The 15,511-nt window shown below is 50.0% G+C and carries 11 protein-coding genes, 2 tRNA genes and 2 rRNA genes; 6 read left to right on the top strand and 9 right to left on the bottom strand.

What is annotated here, in order from left to right; genetic code table 11:
- Positions 1-61: 61 nt before the first annotated feature.
- Genes JYB87_RS00240 through JYB87_RS00230 form a run of 3 tightly spaced genes read left to right on the top strand, consistent with a single transcriptional unit; the run spans position 62 to position 5,289 of the window.
- The gene (locus JYB87_RS00240) at positions 62-436 is read left to right on the top strand and encodes a heavy metal-binding domain-containing protein (RefSeq protein WP_207356766.1); all 375 of its coding nucleotides are present in this window, start codon (positions 62-64) and stop codon (positions 434-436) included.
- Positions 437-476: 40 nt separating this feature from the next.
- Positions 477-2,174, top strand: a complete 1,698-nt coding sequence (locus tag JYB87_RS00235; protein ID WP_407695822.1) for an efflux RND transporter periplasmic adaptor subunit — start codon at positions 477-479, stop codon at positions 2,172-2,174.
- On the top strand, positions 2,155-5,289 hold the full coding sequence (locus JYB87_RS00230; protein ID WP_207354938.1) for an efflux RND transporter permease subunit: 3,135 nt from the start codon (positions 2,155-2,157) through the stop codon (positions 5,287-5,289). The genes JYB87_RS00235 and JYB87_RS00230 overlap by 20 nt, the downstream gene beginning before the upstream one ends.
- Positions 5,290-5,373: 84 nt before the next feature.
- Here JYB87_RS00230 and gpsA read toward each other — a convergent pair whose 3' ends face one another.
- The 3 genes from gpsA to JYB87_RS00215 all read right to left on the bottom strand — a co-directional run bounded on the left by gpsA (position 5,374) and on the right by JYB87_RS00215 (position 7,424).
- Entirely contained in the window at positions 5,374-6,393 is a 1,020-nt protein-coding gene (gpsA, locus tag JYB87_RS00225; RefSeq protein WP_207354937.1) for an NAD(P)H-dependent glycerol-3-phosphate dehydrogenase, read from the bottom strand.
- 6 nt (positions 6,394-6,399) lie between these two features.
- Positions 6,400-6,879: a protein-export chaperone SecB gene (gene secB / locus JYB87_RS00220; RefSeq protein ID WP_207354936.1), complete on the bottom strand. Its 480-nt coding sequence runs from the start codon at positions 6,877-6,879 to the stop codon at positions 6,400-6,402.
- 116 nt (positions 6,880-6,995) lie between these two features.
- Positions 6,996-7,424: a rhodanese-like domain-containing protein gene (locus JYB87_RS00215; protein WP_207354935.1), complete on the bottom strand. Its 429-nt coding sequence runs from the start codon at positions 7,422-7,424 to the stop codon at positions 6,996-6,998.
- Between the two features lie 221 nt (positions 7,425-7,645).
- On the opposite strand from JYB87_RS00215, the gene gpmM reads away from it, so the two are divergent.
- The 3 genes from gpmM to JYB87_RS00200 all read left to right on the top strand — a co-directional run bounded on the left by gpmM (position 7,646) and on the right by JYB87_RS00200 (position 11,213).
- The gene (gpmM, locus tag JYB87_RS00210; protein WP_207354934.1) at positions 7,646-9,178 is read left to right on the top strand and encodes a 2,3-bisphosphoglycerate-independent phosphoglycerate mutase; all 1,533 of its coding nucleotides are present in this window, start codon (positions 7,646-7,648) and stop codon (positions 9,176-9,178) included.
- 10 nt (positions 9,179-9,188) lie between these two features.
- Positions 9,189-10,322: a murein hydrolase activator EnvC family protein gene (locus tag JYB87_RS00205; protein ID WP_207354933.1), complete on the top strand. Its 1,134-nt coding sequence runs from the start codon at positions 9,189-9,191 to the stop codon at positions 10,320-10,322.
- A 129-nt stretch (positions 10,323-10,451) separates the two neighbouring features.
- Positions 10,452-11,213, top strand: a complete 762-nt coding sequence (locus JYB87_RS00200) for a divergent polysaccharide deacetylase family protein (protein ID WP_207354932.1) — start codon at positions 10,452-10,454, stop codon at positions 11,211-11,213.
- On the opposite strand, the gene JYB87_RS00195 is transcribed toward JYB87_RS00200, so the two are convergent.
- The 6 genes from JYB87_RS00195 to JYB87_RS00170 all read right to left on the bottom strand — a co-directional run bounded on the left by JYB87_RS00195 (position 11,210) and on the right by JYB87_RS00170 (position 15,482).
- A complete protein-coding gene (locus tag JYB87_RS00195; RefSeq protein WP_207354931.1) occupies positions 11,210-11,662 on the bottom strand; it encodes an Rrf2 family transcriptional regulator in 453 nt (150 codons plus the stop codon). The two genes, JYB87_RS00200 and JYB87_RS00195, sit on opposite strands and share 4 nt — an antisense overlap.
- 9 nt (positions 11,663-11,671) lie before the next feature.
- The gene (locus JYB87_RS00190; protein WP_228729908.1) at positions 11,672-11,926 is read right to left on the bottom strand and encodes a YkgJ family cysteine cluster protein; all 255 of its coding nucleotides are present in this window, start codon (positions 11,924-11,926) and stop codon (positions 11,672-11,674) included.
- Positions 11,927-12,090: 164 nt separating this feature from the next.
- Positions 12,091-12,167: transfer RNA gene (locus tag JYB87_RS00185), tRNA-Asp, on the bottom strand.
- Between the two features lie 69 nt (positions 12,168-12,236).
- Positions 12,237-12,352 (bottom strand): 5S ribosomal RNA (gene rrf, locus JYB87_RS00180).
- A 76-nt stretch (positions 12,353-12,428) separates the two neighbouring features.
- Positions 12,429-12,504, bottom strand: a tRNA-Val gene (locus JYB87_RS00175).
- A gap of 88 nt (positions 12,505-12,592) precedes the next feature.
- Positions 12,593-15,482: ribosomal RNA gene (locus tag JYB87_RS00170) — 23S ribosomal RNA — on the bottom strand.
- Positions 15,483-15,511 lie beyond the last annotated feature (29 nt).

The raw sequence follows: 15,511 nt of genomic DNA, 5'->3' as shown, positions 1-15,511 counted from the left end.
AATATTTAGGTTAGCTGCGCCTATTTGATGTGCTATTGCTAACCATGTTGGAGACATAACAATGAAATCTATCGTATCTATTGCGTTTGCAGCCCTGTTAGCAATGGCATTCTCATTCAACAGCTTTGCTGCTGATAAACAACAAGCAGAGCATCAACACGCTGCTGCGGCCGAAACCTACAGTTGCCCAATGCACCCTGAAGTGACTGGCAAAAAAGGTGACAGTTGCCCTAAATGCGGCATGACTTTAGTGAAAGCTGAGCCAGCGGTCTACCACTGTCCAATGCACCCAGAGGTGAAAGGTCACAAAGGCGATAGCTGCCCTAAATGTGGCATGAACTTGCAACCAGCTAAAGAAATGAGTCATGGCGAGATGAAACATGCCAATATGAGTGAAATGCAGCACAAGGACATGAACCACGCTCACCAACAGTAATTAGGCGCTTAGGTGAAGTAGCATTAGAGGACATGAGGTCATGAGTCGTAAACCCCAAACCCAAAAAATGACGTGTTTGTTTGTCATGGCGATGACGGCTGCACTGCAGCCGTCTGCGCCTCTCCTCGCCGCAACAGCCGCGCAAACTGAGGTTGCCACCGCAGTAAGCGCCCATGTACATGGCGAATATTATTGTCCAATGCATCCGCAAGAACGCAGCGACAAACCGGGTCGCTGCCCGATCTGTGGCATGTTTTTAGTGAAAGATGATGCGCCGGAAGCATCGCAGCCCGACGCCACGCCACCAGCGGCGAGCGTCGATAAAGACACGAACGCAGCGCAAGACGAAGGCAAGACCTATAGCTGCCCAATGCACCCAGAAGTCGTAAGCCATGAGCCGGGCCGTTGCCCTATCTGCGGCATGTTCCTTGTTGAACAAGCCCCAAATGTCGCGCAACAACAGCTGGAACATGCCGGCCACAAGCATGATGCCAGCATGGAACAACCCAGCGCGGCGGCGAGTACATCCGCAATCAACAGCGATGCCGAACATGAGCACAAACTGGTAGCGCAATCCGATAGTGGTGGCTCTGGCACCATTAAGTATGTCTGCCCGATGCACCCGCAAATAGTCAGCGATACTCCCGGTACCTGCCCAATCTGTGGTATGAACTTGGAAAAAGTTGAACTCGGCGGCCATCAAGATGAGGTGCAGGTGAATGTTTCAGGTGCGATGCAGCAAGCATTAGCATTGAAAGTCGCCAAAGCCCACCATCAAACCATGTGGCGCTATGTGGATACCGTTGGTGAAATCGATTATGACCAAAGCCAAATTACCCATATTCACTCGCGGGTAAGCGGTTGGGTGGAAAAACTGACGGTGACCTCTGCCGGCGATAAGATCAAACAAGGCCAACTGCTGTATGAGATCTATTCGCCCGAGCTGGTCAACGCACAAGATGACTACTTGCTCGCTGCCGATAGCTTAAAACAGCGCGGTAGTAACAGCCGTAACAGCGAGTTACTGCGTAAAGCACAAACCCGCTTAGAACTGCTCGGCATTAGCCGCGATCAAATCAAGCTGTTGGAGCAAACCGGAAAAACCCGTTACCGCGTGCCGTTTTATGCAGAAACTGATGGCTATGTTACCAGTCTAAATATTCGCGATGGCATGTATCTACAACCGGCCACAGAAGTCTTGTCGATGGTCGATCTAGACAAAGTTTGGGTGATTGCCGATGTGTTTGAGAACGAGCAAAGTTGGCTAGAAGTTGGTCAACCAGCGCAAGTCAGTATTCCAGCCATGGGAATTAAAGATCTCGAAGGCAAGATTGATTACATCTACCCCGAACTCGATCCAGTAACTCGCAGCTTACGGGTACGGGTGGTGTTAGATAACCCAAGCATTAAACTGCGCCCGAACACGCTAGCCAAAGTGTCTATCTTTGGTGGCGCAAATAAAGATGCCTTAGTCGTTCCACAAGAAGCGCTTATCCAGACAGGTAAAGACAACCGCGTTGTGGTGAAAACCAGTGACCAAGGCTTTGTCGCTAAACCTGTCACCACTGGCATGATGAGCCGTGGCCAAGTGGAAATTCTCACTGGGCTTAACGCCGGTGATGAAGTGGTGATCTCCGGCCAGTTCTTGCTCGATTCTGAAGCCAGCCTCAAAGGCAGTTTGATGCGGATGAGCGCGGCACAACCACAGGAGGCCACCGATGCTAAAAACCATCATTGATGCCTCTATTCGTCAGCGCGTGATGGTGTTGGTGCTGGCGGTAATTGTGATGGCGATGGGGATTCACGCCTTAAAGCAAACCCCGTTGGATGCGCTGCCAGATCTGTCAGATGTGCAGGTCATCATCAAAACCGAATATCCCGGCCAAGCGCCAAAATTGGTTGAAGAGCAGATCACCTACCCGCTTTCAACGGCGATGCTGGCAGTACCCGGCGCTAAAACCGTACGCGGATTTTCGATGTTTGGTGATTCCTATGTCTATGTCATTTTTGAAGATGGCACCGATATCTACTGGGCGCGCTCGCGGGTGTTGGAATATCTGAGTCAAATTGGTAATCGTTTGCCTGACGGAGTACAACCTTCGTTAGGCCCCGATGCCTCCGGTGTCGGGTGGGTTTACGAGTATTCGCTCGTCGACCGCAGCGGCAAACTGGATTTGTCGCAGCTGAAAAGCTTACAAGATTGGTATTTGAAACTGGAGCTGCAGAGCGTCGCAGGCGTGTCTGAAGTCGCTACCATTGGCGGTATGGAGCAGACCTATCAGGTGATTCTCGATCCTGACAAAATGGCGCTCTATAAAATGGATATCGCCACCATTCGCAACGCGATTAATAAGGCCAATAACGAAGCCGGTGGCTCTGTGGTTGAGATGGCGGAAGCGGAATATATGGTGCGCGCCAAAGGTTACCGCCAAACCCTAAAAGACTTTGAAGAGATCCCGCTCGGGGTGGCAAGTCCCGCCGGCACACCACTGATGCTGAAAGATATTGCCTACATTCGTAAAGGCCCCGCCGCACGCCGTGGCATTGTTGAGCTCGATGGCCAAGGGGAAACCGTTGGCGGCATTATCGTCATGCGTTATGGCGAAAACGCGTTGGCCACCATCGAAGCCGTGAAAGCCAAACTGCAAGAACTGCAAGTTGGCCTACCTGATGGCGTTGAAGTCGTGCCGACCTATGATCGCTCCACCTTGATTGAAAACTCAGTTGAAAACTTAGTGCACAAAGTGATTGAAGAGATGGTGGTAGTTAGCGTCGTCTGTTTGCTATTCCTGATGCACGCGCGCTCAACACTGGTTGCCGTTATCACCCTCCCGATGTCGATTTTGATGGCGTTTATCGTGATGAATCATATGGGGGTGAATGCCAACATTATGAGTCTGGGCGGCATTGCGATTGCCATCGGCGCAGTGGTCGATGGCGCGATTGTGATGATCGAGAATATGCACAAACATCTCGAGCATTTTGAGCATGAGCATCAACGACGCCCCGATTTAACCGAACACTGGCGCATTGTGTCTGAGTCCTCGAAAGAGGTAGGCCCTGCGCTGTTCTTCTCTTTACTGATTATCACCCTCAGCTTTGTGCCAGTGTTCGCCTTAGAAGACCAAGAGGGACGCCTGTTCACCCCGCTGGCCTACACCAAAACTTTTGCCATGGGCGCCGCAGCCATTTTATCGGTCACTCTAGTGCCGATTTTGATGGGGCTGTTTATTCGCGGAAAAATACCGTCAGAAACTAGCAACCCGATCAGCCGCGTATTGATTGCCGGCTATAAGCCATTACTGTCTTTGGTGTTGCGCTTTCCTAAAATCACTTTAGTACTAGCCATTATCACCTTGGTAAGTGCTTGGTACCCCGCCACTCGTATGGGTAGCGAATTTATGCCCGATTTAGAGGAAGGTGACTTGCTCTACATGCCAACCACCCTGCCCGGAATCAGTGCCGGTAAAGCCGCACAACTGCTGCAACAAACTGACCGCTTGATTAAAACCGTACCGGAAGTCAAAAGGGTGTTCGGTAAAGTTGGCCGCGCTGAAACCGCCACCGACCCGGCGCCTCTGACCATGCTGGAAACCACCATCATGCTCAAGCCTAAAGAAGAATGGCGTGAAGGGGTAAAACTGGATGACATCATTGAGCAACTGCAACAAACGGTGAAAGTGCCGGGATTGACCAACGCTTGGGTACAACCGATCAAAACCCGCATCGATATGCTTTCAACTGGGATTAAAACCCCGGTAGGCATCAAGATTACCGGTTCTGATATCAATGAACTGCAAAGCATCGGAGCGCAGATTGAAGCGATTTTGATGCAACAACCGCATACACGCTCAGCCTATGCCGAACGGGTTGGTGGCGGTCGTTATATCGATATCACCCCAAAATTGAACGTGGCATCTCGCTACGGCATGACCCTTAGCGATATTCAAGATGTGGTGCGTTATGCCATTGGCGGTATGAATGTGGGCGAGTCAGTACAAGGCGCCGAACGTTACCCGATCAACCTGCGCTATCCGCGCGAGCTGCGCGATAACATCGAAAAACTGCGGGATCTGCCAGTGATCACTAAGTCTGGCCATTACTTACCACTGCGTAATCTGGCTGATATTGAGATTACCGATGGGGCACCGATGCTCAAAAGTGAAAACGGTCGATTAATCTCGTGGGTGTTTGTTGACATTAAAGGCACCTCAATTGGCGAGTACATCAACACGGTGAAACCGATTTTGGCCGCAAATGTGAAGCTGCCACCGCGCTATAGCTTCAGCTTTGCTGGGCAATACGAATATATGCAGCGGGTGACCGAAAAACTTGAGCAGGTGGTACCAATGGCGTTGGCGGTAATCTTCATTCTGTTGATGATGACCTTTGGCTCAGCCCAGCAAGCCGCCATCATTATGCTGTCGCTGCCATTTGCACTGGTGGGCAGTATGTGGGTGCTTTACGGACTGGGGTTCAACTTTTCTGCCGCGGTGGCGGTGGGGACGATCGCCCTCGCCGGTGTTGCCGCCGAGTTTGGCGTGGTGATGTTGGTGTATCTCAATAACGCCATTAAGCATCGCCAAGACGAGGATATGTACCACTCCGTGAGCGACTTAAAAGCGGCTTTAATTGAAGGTGCGGTCATGCGCATTCGCCCCAAAGCGATGACGGTGGCCACCATTTTCTTCGGCTTACTGCCCATCATGTGGGGCGCAGGTTCAGGCAACGAAGTGATGCAGAAAATCGCGGCACCTATGGTCGGCGGGATGATCACAGCGCCAGTACTGTCTCTATTTGTTCTACCTGCAATCTACTTACTGCTGTACCGCCGACAATTAAAAAATGGCTAATGTGGCGAGTAAAAACAAAAGGATGCCCTTGGGCATCCTTTTTAATTGGTCACTGAGAACAAAAAATCGGTTCGAAAACCGTGCTTATTCAGCGCTGCCGGTTTCTGATTTTTTCTCACGCGCCAGCAGCTCTTTAGCGGCATCCAGCGGTGATTTACCTTGATACAACACTTGGTAAATCTGTTCAGTAATTGGCATTTCAACGCCCAAGCGGCTCGCCAAGGTAAACACCTCTTTGGTGTTACGGTAACCTTCAACCACTTGGCCAATTTGTGTCTGGGCGGTATCAACATCTAAGCCCTGACCCAACGCCATTCCAAACCGGCGGTTGCGTGATTGGTTATCGGTACATGTGAGCACCAAGTCACCTAATCCCGCCATGCCCATAAAGGTGGAGTCTTTCGCGCCAAGCGCTACACCTAAACGTGTAAGTTCAACCAGACCACGGGTGATCAACGCGGTACGCGCATTAGCGCCGAAGCCGATCCCATCAGACATACCCGCGCCAATGGCAATCACGTTTTTCACCGCGCCACCCAGTTGCAGACCAATAAAATCGTCGTTGGCATAAACCCGCAGCCGTTTAGGGCTGTGCAGCAACTCAGCTAAATCAGCAGTAAAGGCTTCGTCAGTACCCGCGACAGAAATCGCTGTCGGTAAACCGGCGGCAAGCTCTTTAGCAAAGGTAGGGCCAGACAACACAGCCAACGGATATTGATCGCCAATCACCTCTTGGGCAACGTCTTTCAATAAGCGGCCAGTATGTGGCTCAAGTCCTTTGGTCGCCCACACAATGCGGGCATCGGCACGTAGCAACGGCTTGGCTTGTGCTAAAACGTCAGCAAATACATGGCTTGGGACAACTACCAACAGATTACGTGAAGCAGTCACGGCTTTTGCCAAGTCTGCTTCCATAATTAGCTCGTCCGGAAATGCAATGCCCGGTAAGAACTCTTCGTTGCTACGCGCTTCAGCTAAACGCGCAACATGGTCGGCTTCGTGGCCCCAAAGCACAGTACGATGGCCATTGCTTGCCAAAGAAATGGCAAGCGCGGTGCCATAAGACCCCGCGCCTAGTACCGTAATTTCGGCTTCAGTGCTCATTGATAATTAAGCTTCTGTGCTTGCTGCAGCAGCTTCAGCTTGACGAGACTGTACGTATTGCGCAAACAGTGCGTCAAAGTTTACTGGTGCCAAGTTCAGTTGTGGGAAGGTACCGCGAGATACCAAGCTTGCGATTGTTTCACGCGCATATGGGAACAGTACGTTCGGGCAATATGCACCGATTGAATGCGCCATTTGTGGCTCAGTCAGACCAGAAATAGTGAAGATACCCGCTTGTTGTACTTCACACAGGAACGCAGTTTCTTCGCCCAAGGTCGCCGTCACGGTCAGGGTCAGGATCACTTCGTAAACATCGTCACCCAGTTTTGAACTGCGAGTGTCCAGATCCAACTTAACTTCTGGCGTCCATTCTTTTTGGAAGATCGCAGGGCTATTTGGCGTTTCAAAAGAGATATCTTTTACATAAACGCGTTGAATGTTGAATTGTGGGCCTTGTGGTTGTTCGTTGTTGATCGCTTCAGCCATGTTGCTATACCTATTCTTATCGATGCCCCAAACTGGGCTAATTTTTGTGAAGGGCATCTGTTACGCGGAATACCGGTCATCATCCCAAATTAAACTGAACAGTTGTATGGTCGCGGTTATTTTTTGCGACTAACAGGCATATTCGCAGCCTGCCATTCCCCCATACCGCCTTTGAGGCTGTAAACCTGTTCAAAACCATCTTTGACGAGGATTTGCCCCGCTTGAGATGAGGTCATCCCTGCGTTGCATACCAATATGATGGGTTTAGATTTATGCTTTTCAAGCTTTGAGCGGCTATTTTTAATCTCCGCCATCGGAATATGTTGCGCGTTAACGATGTGGCCCTTACGGAATTCTTCCGGACCACGCACATCAACTACCACAGCGTCATGTTTGTTAATTAACAAGGTTGCTTGCTGAGTGTCGATGTTTTTTACCTTTGAAAACGCCATCTTGAACGTTGTCACGATCAACGCGATAAATAAAGCAACCCAAGCCACACACATGATGGTGTGTGCTTGAAAAAACTCAATATATTCTTGCATGGTTACTGCCTGTGTTGAGCGAGCCTCAAATAATAAGCGCTGAGTATACCCATCCGCCAAGCAGAATGCAGCAGTTAAAACCCCGCTTTTATACCGCGATCAAACCGCTATTTACGATGAATTCCATCACATCAATCGGTTCAGCGCCGCTTTTTCGGCCTTGGCAGCTGTAGTAATATTCAACCAGATAAAAATTTTTCATTTACTTTTAGGTATCAATTATGAAGGCAATTAAAGGTCCTTTGGCGTTATTGATCCTCGACGGATGGGGTTATCGCGCAGACACCAGCAACAACGCTGTGTTTCATGCCAAAACCCCAGTGCTCGACGGTCTCGCAGAAAAATATGCCCACAGCCTAATTTCAGGTTCTGGGCTCGACGTTGGTTTGCCCGATGGGCAGATGGGTAACTCAGAAGTTGGCCATATCAACATCGGCTCCGGCCGCATCGTTTATCAAGAGCTGACCCGCATCGGAAAAGCGATTGATGATGGTGAATTTTTTGATAACCCAGCGCTAGTCAATGCTGTCGATGCTGCAATTGCTGCTGACGGCGCGGTGCATATCATGGGCTTGCTATCAGCCGGCGGCGTACACAGCCACGAAAGCCATATCGCCGCCATGTGCCAAATGGCCGCTAAACGCGGGGCAAAAGCGGTATATCTACACGCCTTTTTGGATGGACGTGACACCCCACCGCGTAGCGCCAAGAGCAGCTTAGAGCAGTTCGATAAACTGTTTGCTGATCTCGGAGTTGGGAAAATTGCATCCGTGGTTGGCCGTTATTATGCGATGGATCGTGATAACCGTTGGGATCGCGTATCACAAGCCTATGAGTTAATCACTGAAGGCAAAGGCAAATTCAACGCAGCAAACGCCGTTACCGCACTAGAAAATGCCTACGCCCGCAATGAAAATGATGAGTTTGTTGCCGCCACCACCATTGGTGATACTGTTGAGCTCAACGACAACGATGCGCTGATTTTCATGAATTTCCGCGCTGATCGGGCTCGTCAAATTACTCGCGCATTCGTCAACGCCAACTTTGATGGCTTTGTCCGCCACAAAACACCTAAGCTGAATTTTGTGATGCTGACAGAATACGCCGCTGACATCAAAGTGCCGGTCGCCTTCCCGAAAGAAGAACTCGTGAACACCTTCGGTGAAACGCTGCAGCAATTAGGCATGCGTCAGTTACGTATTTCTGAAACGGAAAAATACGCCCACGTGACCTTCTTCTTCAACGGTGGAGTTGAAACGCCATTTACCGGTGAAGACCGCATTCTGATCAATTCACCTAAAGTCGCGACCTACGACTTGCAACCTGAGATGAGCTCAGCAGAACTGACCGATAAGTTAGTTGAAGCCATTGAATCATCTCAATATGATGTCATCATCTGTAACTATCCTAACGGCGATATGGTTGGCCACACTGGCAGCTTTGATGCTGCAGTAAAAGCCTGTGAAGCAGTGGATAGCTGCTTAGGGCGCGTGGTCGCTGCGCTAGACAAGGTCGGTGGTGAATGCATTATTACCGCTGATCACGGCAACGCCGAACAGATGATGGATGAAACAACAGGGCAACCTCATACCGCGCATACCAGTGAGCTGGTGCCATTTATCTATGTTGGCCGTAAGGCTGAGATCGATAACGGCGGTCGTTTGAGTGATATCGCCCCATCCATGTTGACCCTGTTAGGACAGGACATTCCGGCCGAAATGACCGGCAAGGCTATCATTCACGTTAAAGAGTAACCACGCATCCGTGATTATTAACGCTATCGTGAAAGCCAGCATTATTGCTGGCTTTCTTTTGTCTACATGCCAAAGCTTCGCAGCTGATCTCGACAAACGTCAATCGGAGCTGAAAGCTATTCAACAGCAAATTGCTTCTGAGCAGCAGGATCTGCGCAGCAATAGCCAGCAACGCGATAAACTGTTGCAACTGCTTAAACGTGATGAGCAAGCCATCGCCAGCGCAGCTAAACAACTGAACCAAACTGAAAACAATCTCGATAGCGCCAAAAGCCGCATTAAAGAACTCACCAAACAACAGGATAGCTTAGTCAGCCAACAGCAAGCACAGCAACAAGTCTTGGCCAAGCAGTTGAAGAGCGCCTTTCTGGCTGGCAATCATGACTACAGTAAAATGCTGCTTAATCAGCAAGATCCCGCCACCGTCGAACGGCTGCTTACCTATTATGGCTACTTAAATAAAGCGCGCATTAGCGCCATAGAGTCGCTTAAAAAGACCCGCAGCGAACTACAGCAAGTGCAGCAACAAGCTCAAGTCGAAACAGAGCGTCTAAATTCGCTCGCGATTGACCAGCGTTCACAGTCTCAACAACTCGCCGCCGAACAGCAGCAACGGCAAAATACCGTGGCACAACTGCAAAAAGTAATCGACCAAAAAGCGTTGGGGTTAGAACAGCTGCAGATCGAAGAAGCATCGCTGAAACGTGTCATCGAGCAAGCGATGAAAGCGATGTCAGAAAGTCCTTCCATGGAAGGTTTAGCCAAGAGCAGTAGCCGTTTAGACTGGCCCACCAAGGGAAGTATTCGCCACGCCTATGGCAGTGCTCGCTCGGGTAACGTGCGCTGGAAAGGGGTGGTCATTGATGCCCGCGAAGGCCAAGCAATCAACGCACCGGCCGCTGGCAAAGTGATTTACGCTGACTGGCTTAAAGGCTTTGGTTTGTTGATGGTGATCGACCATGGCCAAGGGTTTATGAGTTTGTATGGTTACTCTCAAGCACTACTAAAAGAAGTGGGAGACAGCGTCAACGCGGGAGAAGAGATCGCACTGGTCGGACGCTCTGGCGGACAAACACAGTCAGGCCTGTATTTTGAAATTCGCCACAAAGGTGAAGCAGAAAACCCTGCAAAATATTGCCAATAACACAGCGACAACTTGACACTGACAGGGCAATAACTGGTATAACTGGATACGAAGGATCGTAACTCATTTATAAATCAGCCATTCAGTCATGCTGATTAGTAACCATAACAATTAATACAAAAAATAATAGTGCGCCGACTCATACTGGGACTGTTCCTTGCCCTGTGTTGCAACCCATGTAATGCAGGACAACTAGCGATCATTATTGATGACATTGGCTATCGTCACACTGACGAGGATGCACTGTCGCTGCCATCAGGCATTACACTTTCGGTACTACCGCACACCCCTCTTGGACAAAAACTCGCCGAACAAGGCCATCATAAGGGTCATGAAATAATGGTTCATCTGCCCATGCAAGCGCTTAACGGCAAAGCGATGGGCCCGGGTGGACTCAATAATCAGATGGATGAGCAAGATTTCAAACTGGCAGTTGAAGAAGCGCTCAGCAGCGTGCCCTATGCCAAGGGCAGCAACAATCATATGGGCAGTTTACTGACTCAGTTAGACAAGCCGATGCAATGGTTGATGGAAGTATTACGCAGTGAGAACTTATATTTTGTCGACAGCATGACCACCCGCTACTCCAAGGCGAGTAAAGAAGCGAACACCTTTAACGTGCCATTGTTGCGGCGGCAGGTTTTCCTTGATAACCAGTTAGACCAAGCCACCTTAGCCAAACAACTCGAACAAGCGATGACTCTAGCGAAACAGGATGGCCAAGCGGTACTGATCGCACATCCCTATCCCGAGACCATTGCCTTCCTAAAACGGCAGCTAAAAGAGCGATTAAAACGGCGAGGCGTTGAATTGGTCAAAGCATCAGAGCTGCTCTCGTTCCAGTTTGCTAAAGAGCAATCGAAGAAAGACAGCAGCAACGAGCAGCTTTAAATAATGCTTAGCACATTGTCAGATTTGGGTAGAGTCGCCAACAGCTCAGTACGGTTAACCACTACATCTGCCAAGGTATACTGCGCCAACACGTTAAGATAAGCCTCAACCGCATTGGCTAAAACGCCTTTTAAGCGGCATGCTGGCAACATACGACAATAAGGGTTGCTGCAATCGATAGGCTCGAGCGAGTGCTCTAATTCACGCACCAACTGCCCCATATTGATATCTTCAGCCCGCTTAGCTAAACGAAAACCACCCGCTTTACCGCGCACAGTGTGCAAATAACCTAGCTTACCTAGGTGATGCACAATCTTAGACACGTGGTTCGGCGACAAGTCAAAAACCTCGGTGATCTCAGCAATGCGAAACAAGGTGTCCCGCTCAGGGTTTAACGCCAAATACATTAGCGTGCGAATACCAAAATCTGTATACCGAGTTAATTGCATCAGCGAGCCTTATCGTGAAGTCAGTTGTTCCAAGGACGTAATGATCGAGAAAGCCTCTTCATTACTCGATCCACAAACGTCTTTCGTAGCAGTGAACTCAAGACATACTGCTGGACGTTCAGGTAAGCCAAATAACTTGCAGAGATTATTATCATCAAGCTGTATGCAGCGTACACCTGCAGGCTTGCCGTTTGGCATCCCTGGAATCGCACTACTGATCGAAGGTGCCACACAACAGGCACCGCATCCCATACGGCATTGCAACGATATTTTCTCCGATGATGGATTATAACGAATATAACAGAATGAATTGATATTCTAATCACAGAGCCATGATATCACTCACGTAATCAGCTGAACTAAAAAGAACCGTATCGAAATATGACAAAAACAAAAAGGCCTCGTCGTAAGACGAGGCCTTGATGTGTTGGCGGAGCGGACGGGACTCGAACCCGCGACCCCCGGCGTGACAGGCCGGTATTCTAACCAACTGAACTACCGCTCCAACTCTGTTTCCCACAACGTGGTACTAAGCTGATTGATTTCGCTTTTTCAAGCGAAAATCTAATTGGGCGTCTGGCGATGACCTACTCTCACATGGGGAAACCCCACACTACCATCGGCGCGATTGTGTTTCACTTCTGAGTTCGGGATGGGATCAGGTGGGACCACAATGCTATTGTCACCAGACAAATTCTTTTCTGCTCTCGCCTTTCTGGCAAAAACAAGTAATTCGGAAAGCTGCTTTTTTGTAGTTCGTTTGAAATGGTGGTCGCTACTGGGTTCGAACCAGTGACCCCCTCCTTGTAAGGGAGGTGCTCTCCCAGCTGAGCTAAGCGACCCCTTTTCAAATTCTTTTAAGCTGTGTTCTCATACTTCAAATCAAGTATTTCTTTATTCATCAAGGTTACCAAAACCCATCGGGGTTGTATGGTTAAGCCGCACGAGTCATTAGTACAGGTTAGCTAAACGCCTCACAACGCTTACACACCCTGCCTATCTACGTCCTGGTCTTGAACGGCTCTTTAGTAGACTTAAAGTCTAAGGGATGACTCATCTTGAGGCTCGCTTCCCGCTTAGATGCTTTCAGCGGTTATCGATTCCGAACGTAGCTACCGGGCAATGCCATTGGCATGACAACCCGAACACCAGCGGTTCGTCCACTCCGGTCCTCTCGTACTAGGAGCAGCCCCTCTCAATCATCCAACGCCCACGGCAGATAGGGACCGAACTGTCTCACGACGTTCTGAACCCAGCTCGCGTACCACTTTAAATGGCGAACAGCCATACCCTTGGGACCGACTTCAGCCCCAGGATGTGATGAGCCGACATCGAGGTGCCAAACACCGCCGTCGATATGAACTCTTGGGCGGTATCAGCCTGTTATCCCCGGAGTACCTTTTATCCGTTGAGCGATGGCCCTTCCATTCAGAACCACCGGATCACTATGACCTACTTTCGTACCTGCTCGACGTGTCTGTCTCGCAGTTAAGCTGGCTTGTGCCATTACACTAACCGTACGATGTCCGACCGTACTTAGCCAACCTTCGTGCTCCTCCGTTACTCTTTAGGAGGAGACCGCCCCAGTCAAACTACCCACCAGGCACTGTCCCTAACCCCGATTAGGGGCCAAGGTTAGAACACCAACACTGCAAGGGTGGTATTTCAAGGTCGACTCCATCAGGACTAGCGTCCTAACTTCATAGTCTCCCACCTATCCTACACATGCAGGGTCAATGTTCAGTGCCAAGCTATAGTAAAGGTTCACGGGGTCTTTCCGTCTAGCCGCGGGTATACGGCATCTTCACCGCAATTTCAACTTCACTGAGTCTCGGCTGGAGACAGCCTGGCCATCATTACGCCATTCGTGCAGGTCGGAACTTACCCGACAAGGAATTTCGCTACCTTAGGACCGTTATAGTTACGGCCGCCGTTTACCGGGGCTTCGATCATGAGCTTCTCCGAAGATAACCCAATCAATTAACCTTCCGGCACCGGGCAGGCGTCACACCGTATACTTCCTCTTGCGAGTTCGCACAGTGCTGTGTTTTTGATAAACAGTTGCAGCCAGCTGGTATCTGCGACTCCCGTCAGCTTAGAGAGCAAGTCTCATCACCAACAGGAGCGTACCTTCTCCCGAAGTTACGGTACCATTTTGCCTAGTTCCTTCAGCCGAGTTCTCTCAAGCGCCTTGGTATTCTCTACCCGACCACCTGTGTCGGTTTGGGGTACGATTCCTACTAACCTGAAGCTTAGAAGATTTTCCTGGAAGCTTGGCATCAACCACTTCATCACCTTAGTGACTCGTCATCAGCTCTCAGTGTAAATGTGCCCGGATTTGCCTAAGCACAACACCTACTACCTTAAACGCGGACTACCAACGCCGCGCTGGCCTAGCCTTCTCCGTCTCTCCATCGCAGTTAGCAGAAGTACGGGAATATTAACCCGTTTCCCATCGACTACGCCTTTCAGCCTCGCCTTAGGGGTCGACTCACCCTGCCCCGATTAACGTTGGACAGGAACCCTTGGTCTTTCGGCGTGGAGGTTTTTCACCCCCATTATCGTTACTCATGTCAACATTCGCACTTCTGATACCTCCAGTGTGGGTTACCCCTTCACCTTCAACGGCTTACAGAACGCTCCTCTACCGCACATACAAAGTATGTACCCGTAGCTTCGGTGTATTGCTTAGCCCCGTTACATCTTCCGCGCAGGCCGACTCGACTAGTGAGCTATTACGCTTTCTTTAAATGATGGCTGCTTCTAAGCCAACATCCTAGCTGTCTAAGCCTTCCCACATCGTTTCCCACTTAGCAATAACTTTGGGACCTTAGCTGACGGTCTGGGTTGTTTCCCTTTTGACGACGGACGTTAGCACCCGCCGTCTGTCTCCCGAGTAGTACTCATTGGTATTCGGAGTTTGCAAAGGGTTGGTAAGTCGGGATGACCCCCTAGCCTTAACAGTGCTCTACCCCCAATGGTATTCGCTCGAGGCGCTACCTAAATAGCTTTCGAGGAGAACCAGATATCTCCCGGTTTGATTGGCCTTTCACCCCCAGCCACAGGTCATCACCGTCTTTTTCAACAGACGTGTGTTCGGTCCTCCAGTTGATGTTACTCAACCTTCAACCTGCCCATGGCTAGATCACCGGGTTTCGGGTCTACACCTAGCAACTAAACGCGCAGTTAACACTCGGTTTCCCTACGGCTCCGCTATTCGCTTAACCTTGCTACTAAATGTAAGTCGTTGACCCATTATACAAAAGGTACGCAGTCACGGTCTCAAGAACCGCTTCCACTGCTTGTACGTATACGGTTTCAGGTTCTATTTCACTCCCCTCACAGGGGTTCTTTTCGCCTTTCCCTCACGGTACTGGTTCGCTATCGGTCAGTCAGGAGTATTTAGCCTTGGAGGATGGTCCCCCCATCTTCAGACAACATGTCACGTGTGCCGCCTTACTCGTTTTCACTTAAGGTTAGTTTTCGTGTACGGGACTGTCACCCTGTACCGTTGCGCTTTCCAACGCATTCCACTAACACCCCAAAAGCTTAAGGGCTGGTCCCCGTTCGCTCGCCGCTACTAGGGGAATCTCGGTTGATTTCTTTTCCTCGGGGTACTTAGATGTTTCAGTTCTCCCGGTTTGCCTCATTAAGCTATGTATTCACTTAATGATACTTACTTATGTAAGTGGGTTGCCCCATTCGGAAATCTCAGACTCAAGCGGCTTTTACTGCCTCATCTGAGCTTATCGCAAGTTAATACGTCCTTCATCGCCTCTGACTGCCAAGGCATCCACCGTATACGCTTAGTCGCTTAACCATACAACCCGGATGAGTTTCCTCGACCGA

Origin of the sequence: Shewanella avicenniae, assembly GCF_017354945.1 — a bacterium.
GTDB classification, from domain to species: domain Bacteria; phylum Pseudomonadota; class Gammaproteobacteria; order Enterobacterales; family Shewanellaceae; genus Shewanella; species Shewanella avicenniae.
Note: the sequence above shows the minus strand (reverse complement) of the source record. Positions and strands in the feature narration are given on the sequence as shown.

Bases quoted from the DNA above. Each gene is read 5' to 3' on its own strand.
- gpsA (WP_207354937.1), bottom strand. From the start codon at position 6,393: ATGAGCACTGAAGCCGAAATTACGGTACTAGGCGCGGGGTCTTATGGC.
- JYB87_RS00240 (WP_207356766.1), top strand. From the start codon at position 62: ATGAAATCTATCGTATCTATTGCGTTTGCAGCCCTGTTAGCAATGGCA.
- JYB87_RS00235 (WP_407695822.1), top strand. From the start codon at position 477: ATGAGTCGTAAACCCCAAACCCAAAAAATGACGTGTTTGTTTGTCATG.
- gpmM (WP_207354934.1), top strand. From the start codon at position 7,646: ATGAAGGCAATTAAAGGTCCTTTGGCGTTATTGATCCTCGACGGATGG.
- JYB87_RS00195 (WP_207354931.1), bottom strand. From the start codon at position 11,662: ATGCAATTAACTCGGTATACAGATTTTGGTATTCGCACGCTAATGTAT.
- JYB87_RS00215 (WP_207354935.1), bottom strand. From the start codon at position 7,424: ATGCAAGAATATATTGAGTTTTTTCAAGCACACACCATCATGTGTGTG.
- JYB87_RS00230 (WP_207354938.1), top strand. From the start codon at position 2,155: ATGCTAAAAACCATCATTGATGCCTCTATTCGTCAGCGCGTGATGGTG.
- secB (WP_207354936.1), bottom strand. From the start codon at position 6,879: ATGGCTGAAGCGATCAACAACGAACAACCACAAGGCCCACAATTCAAC.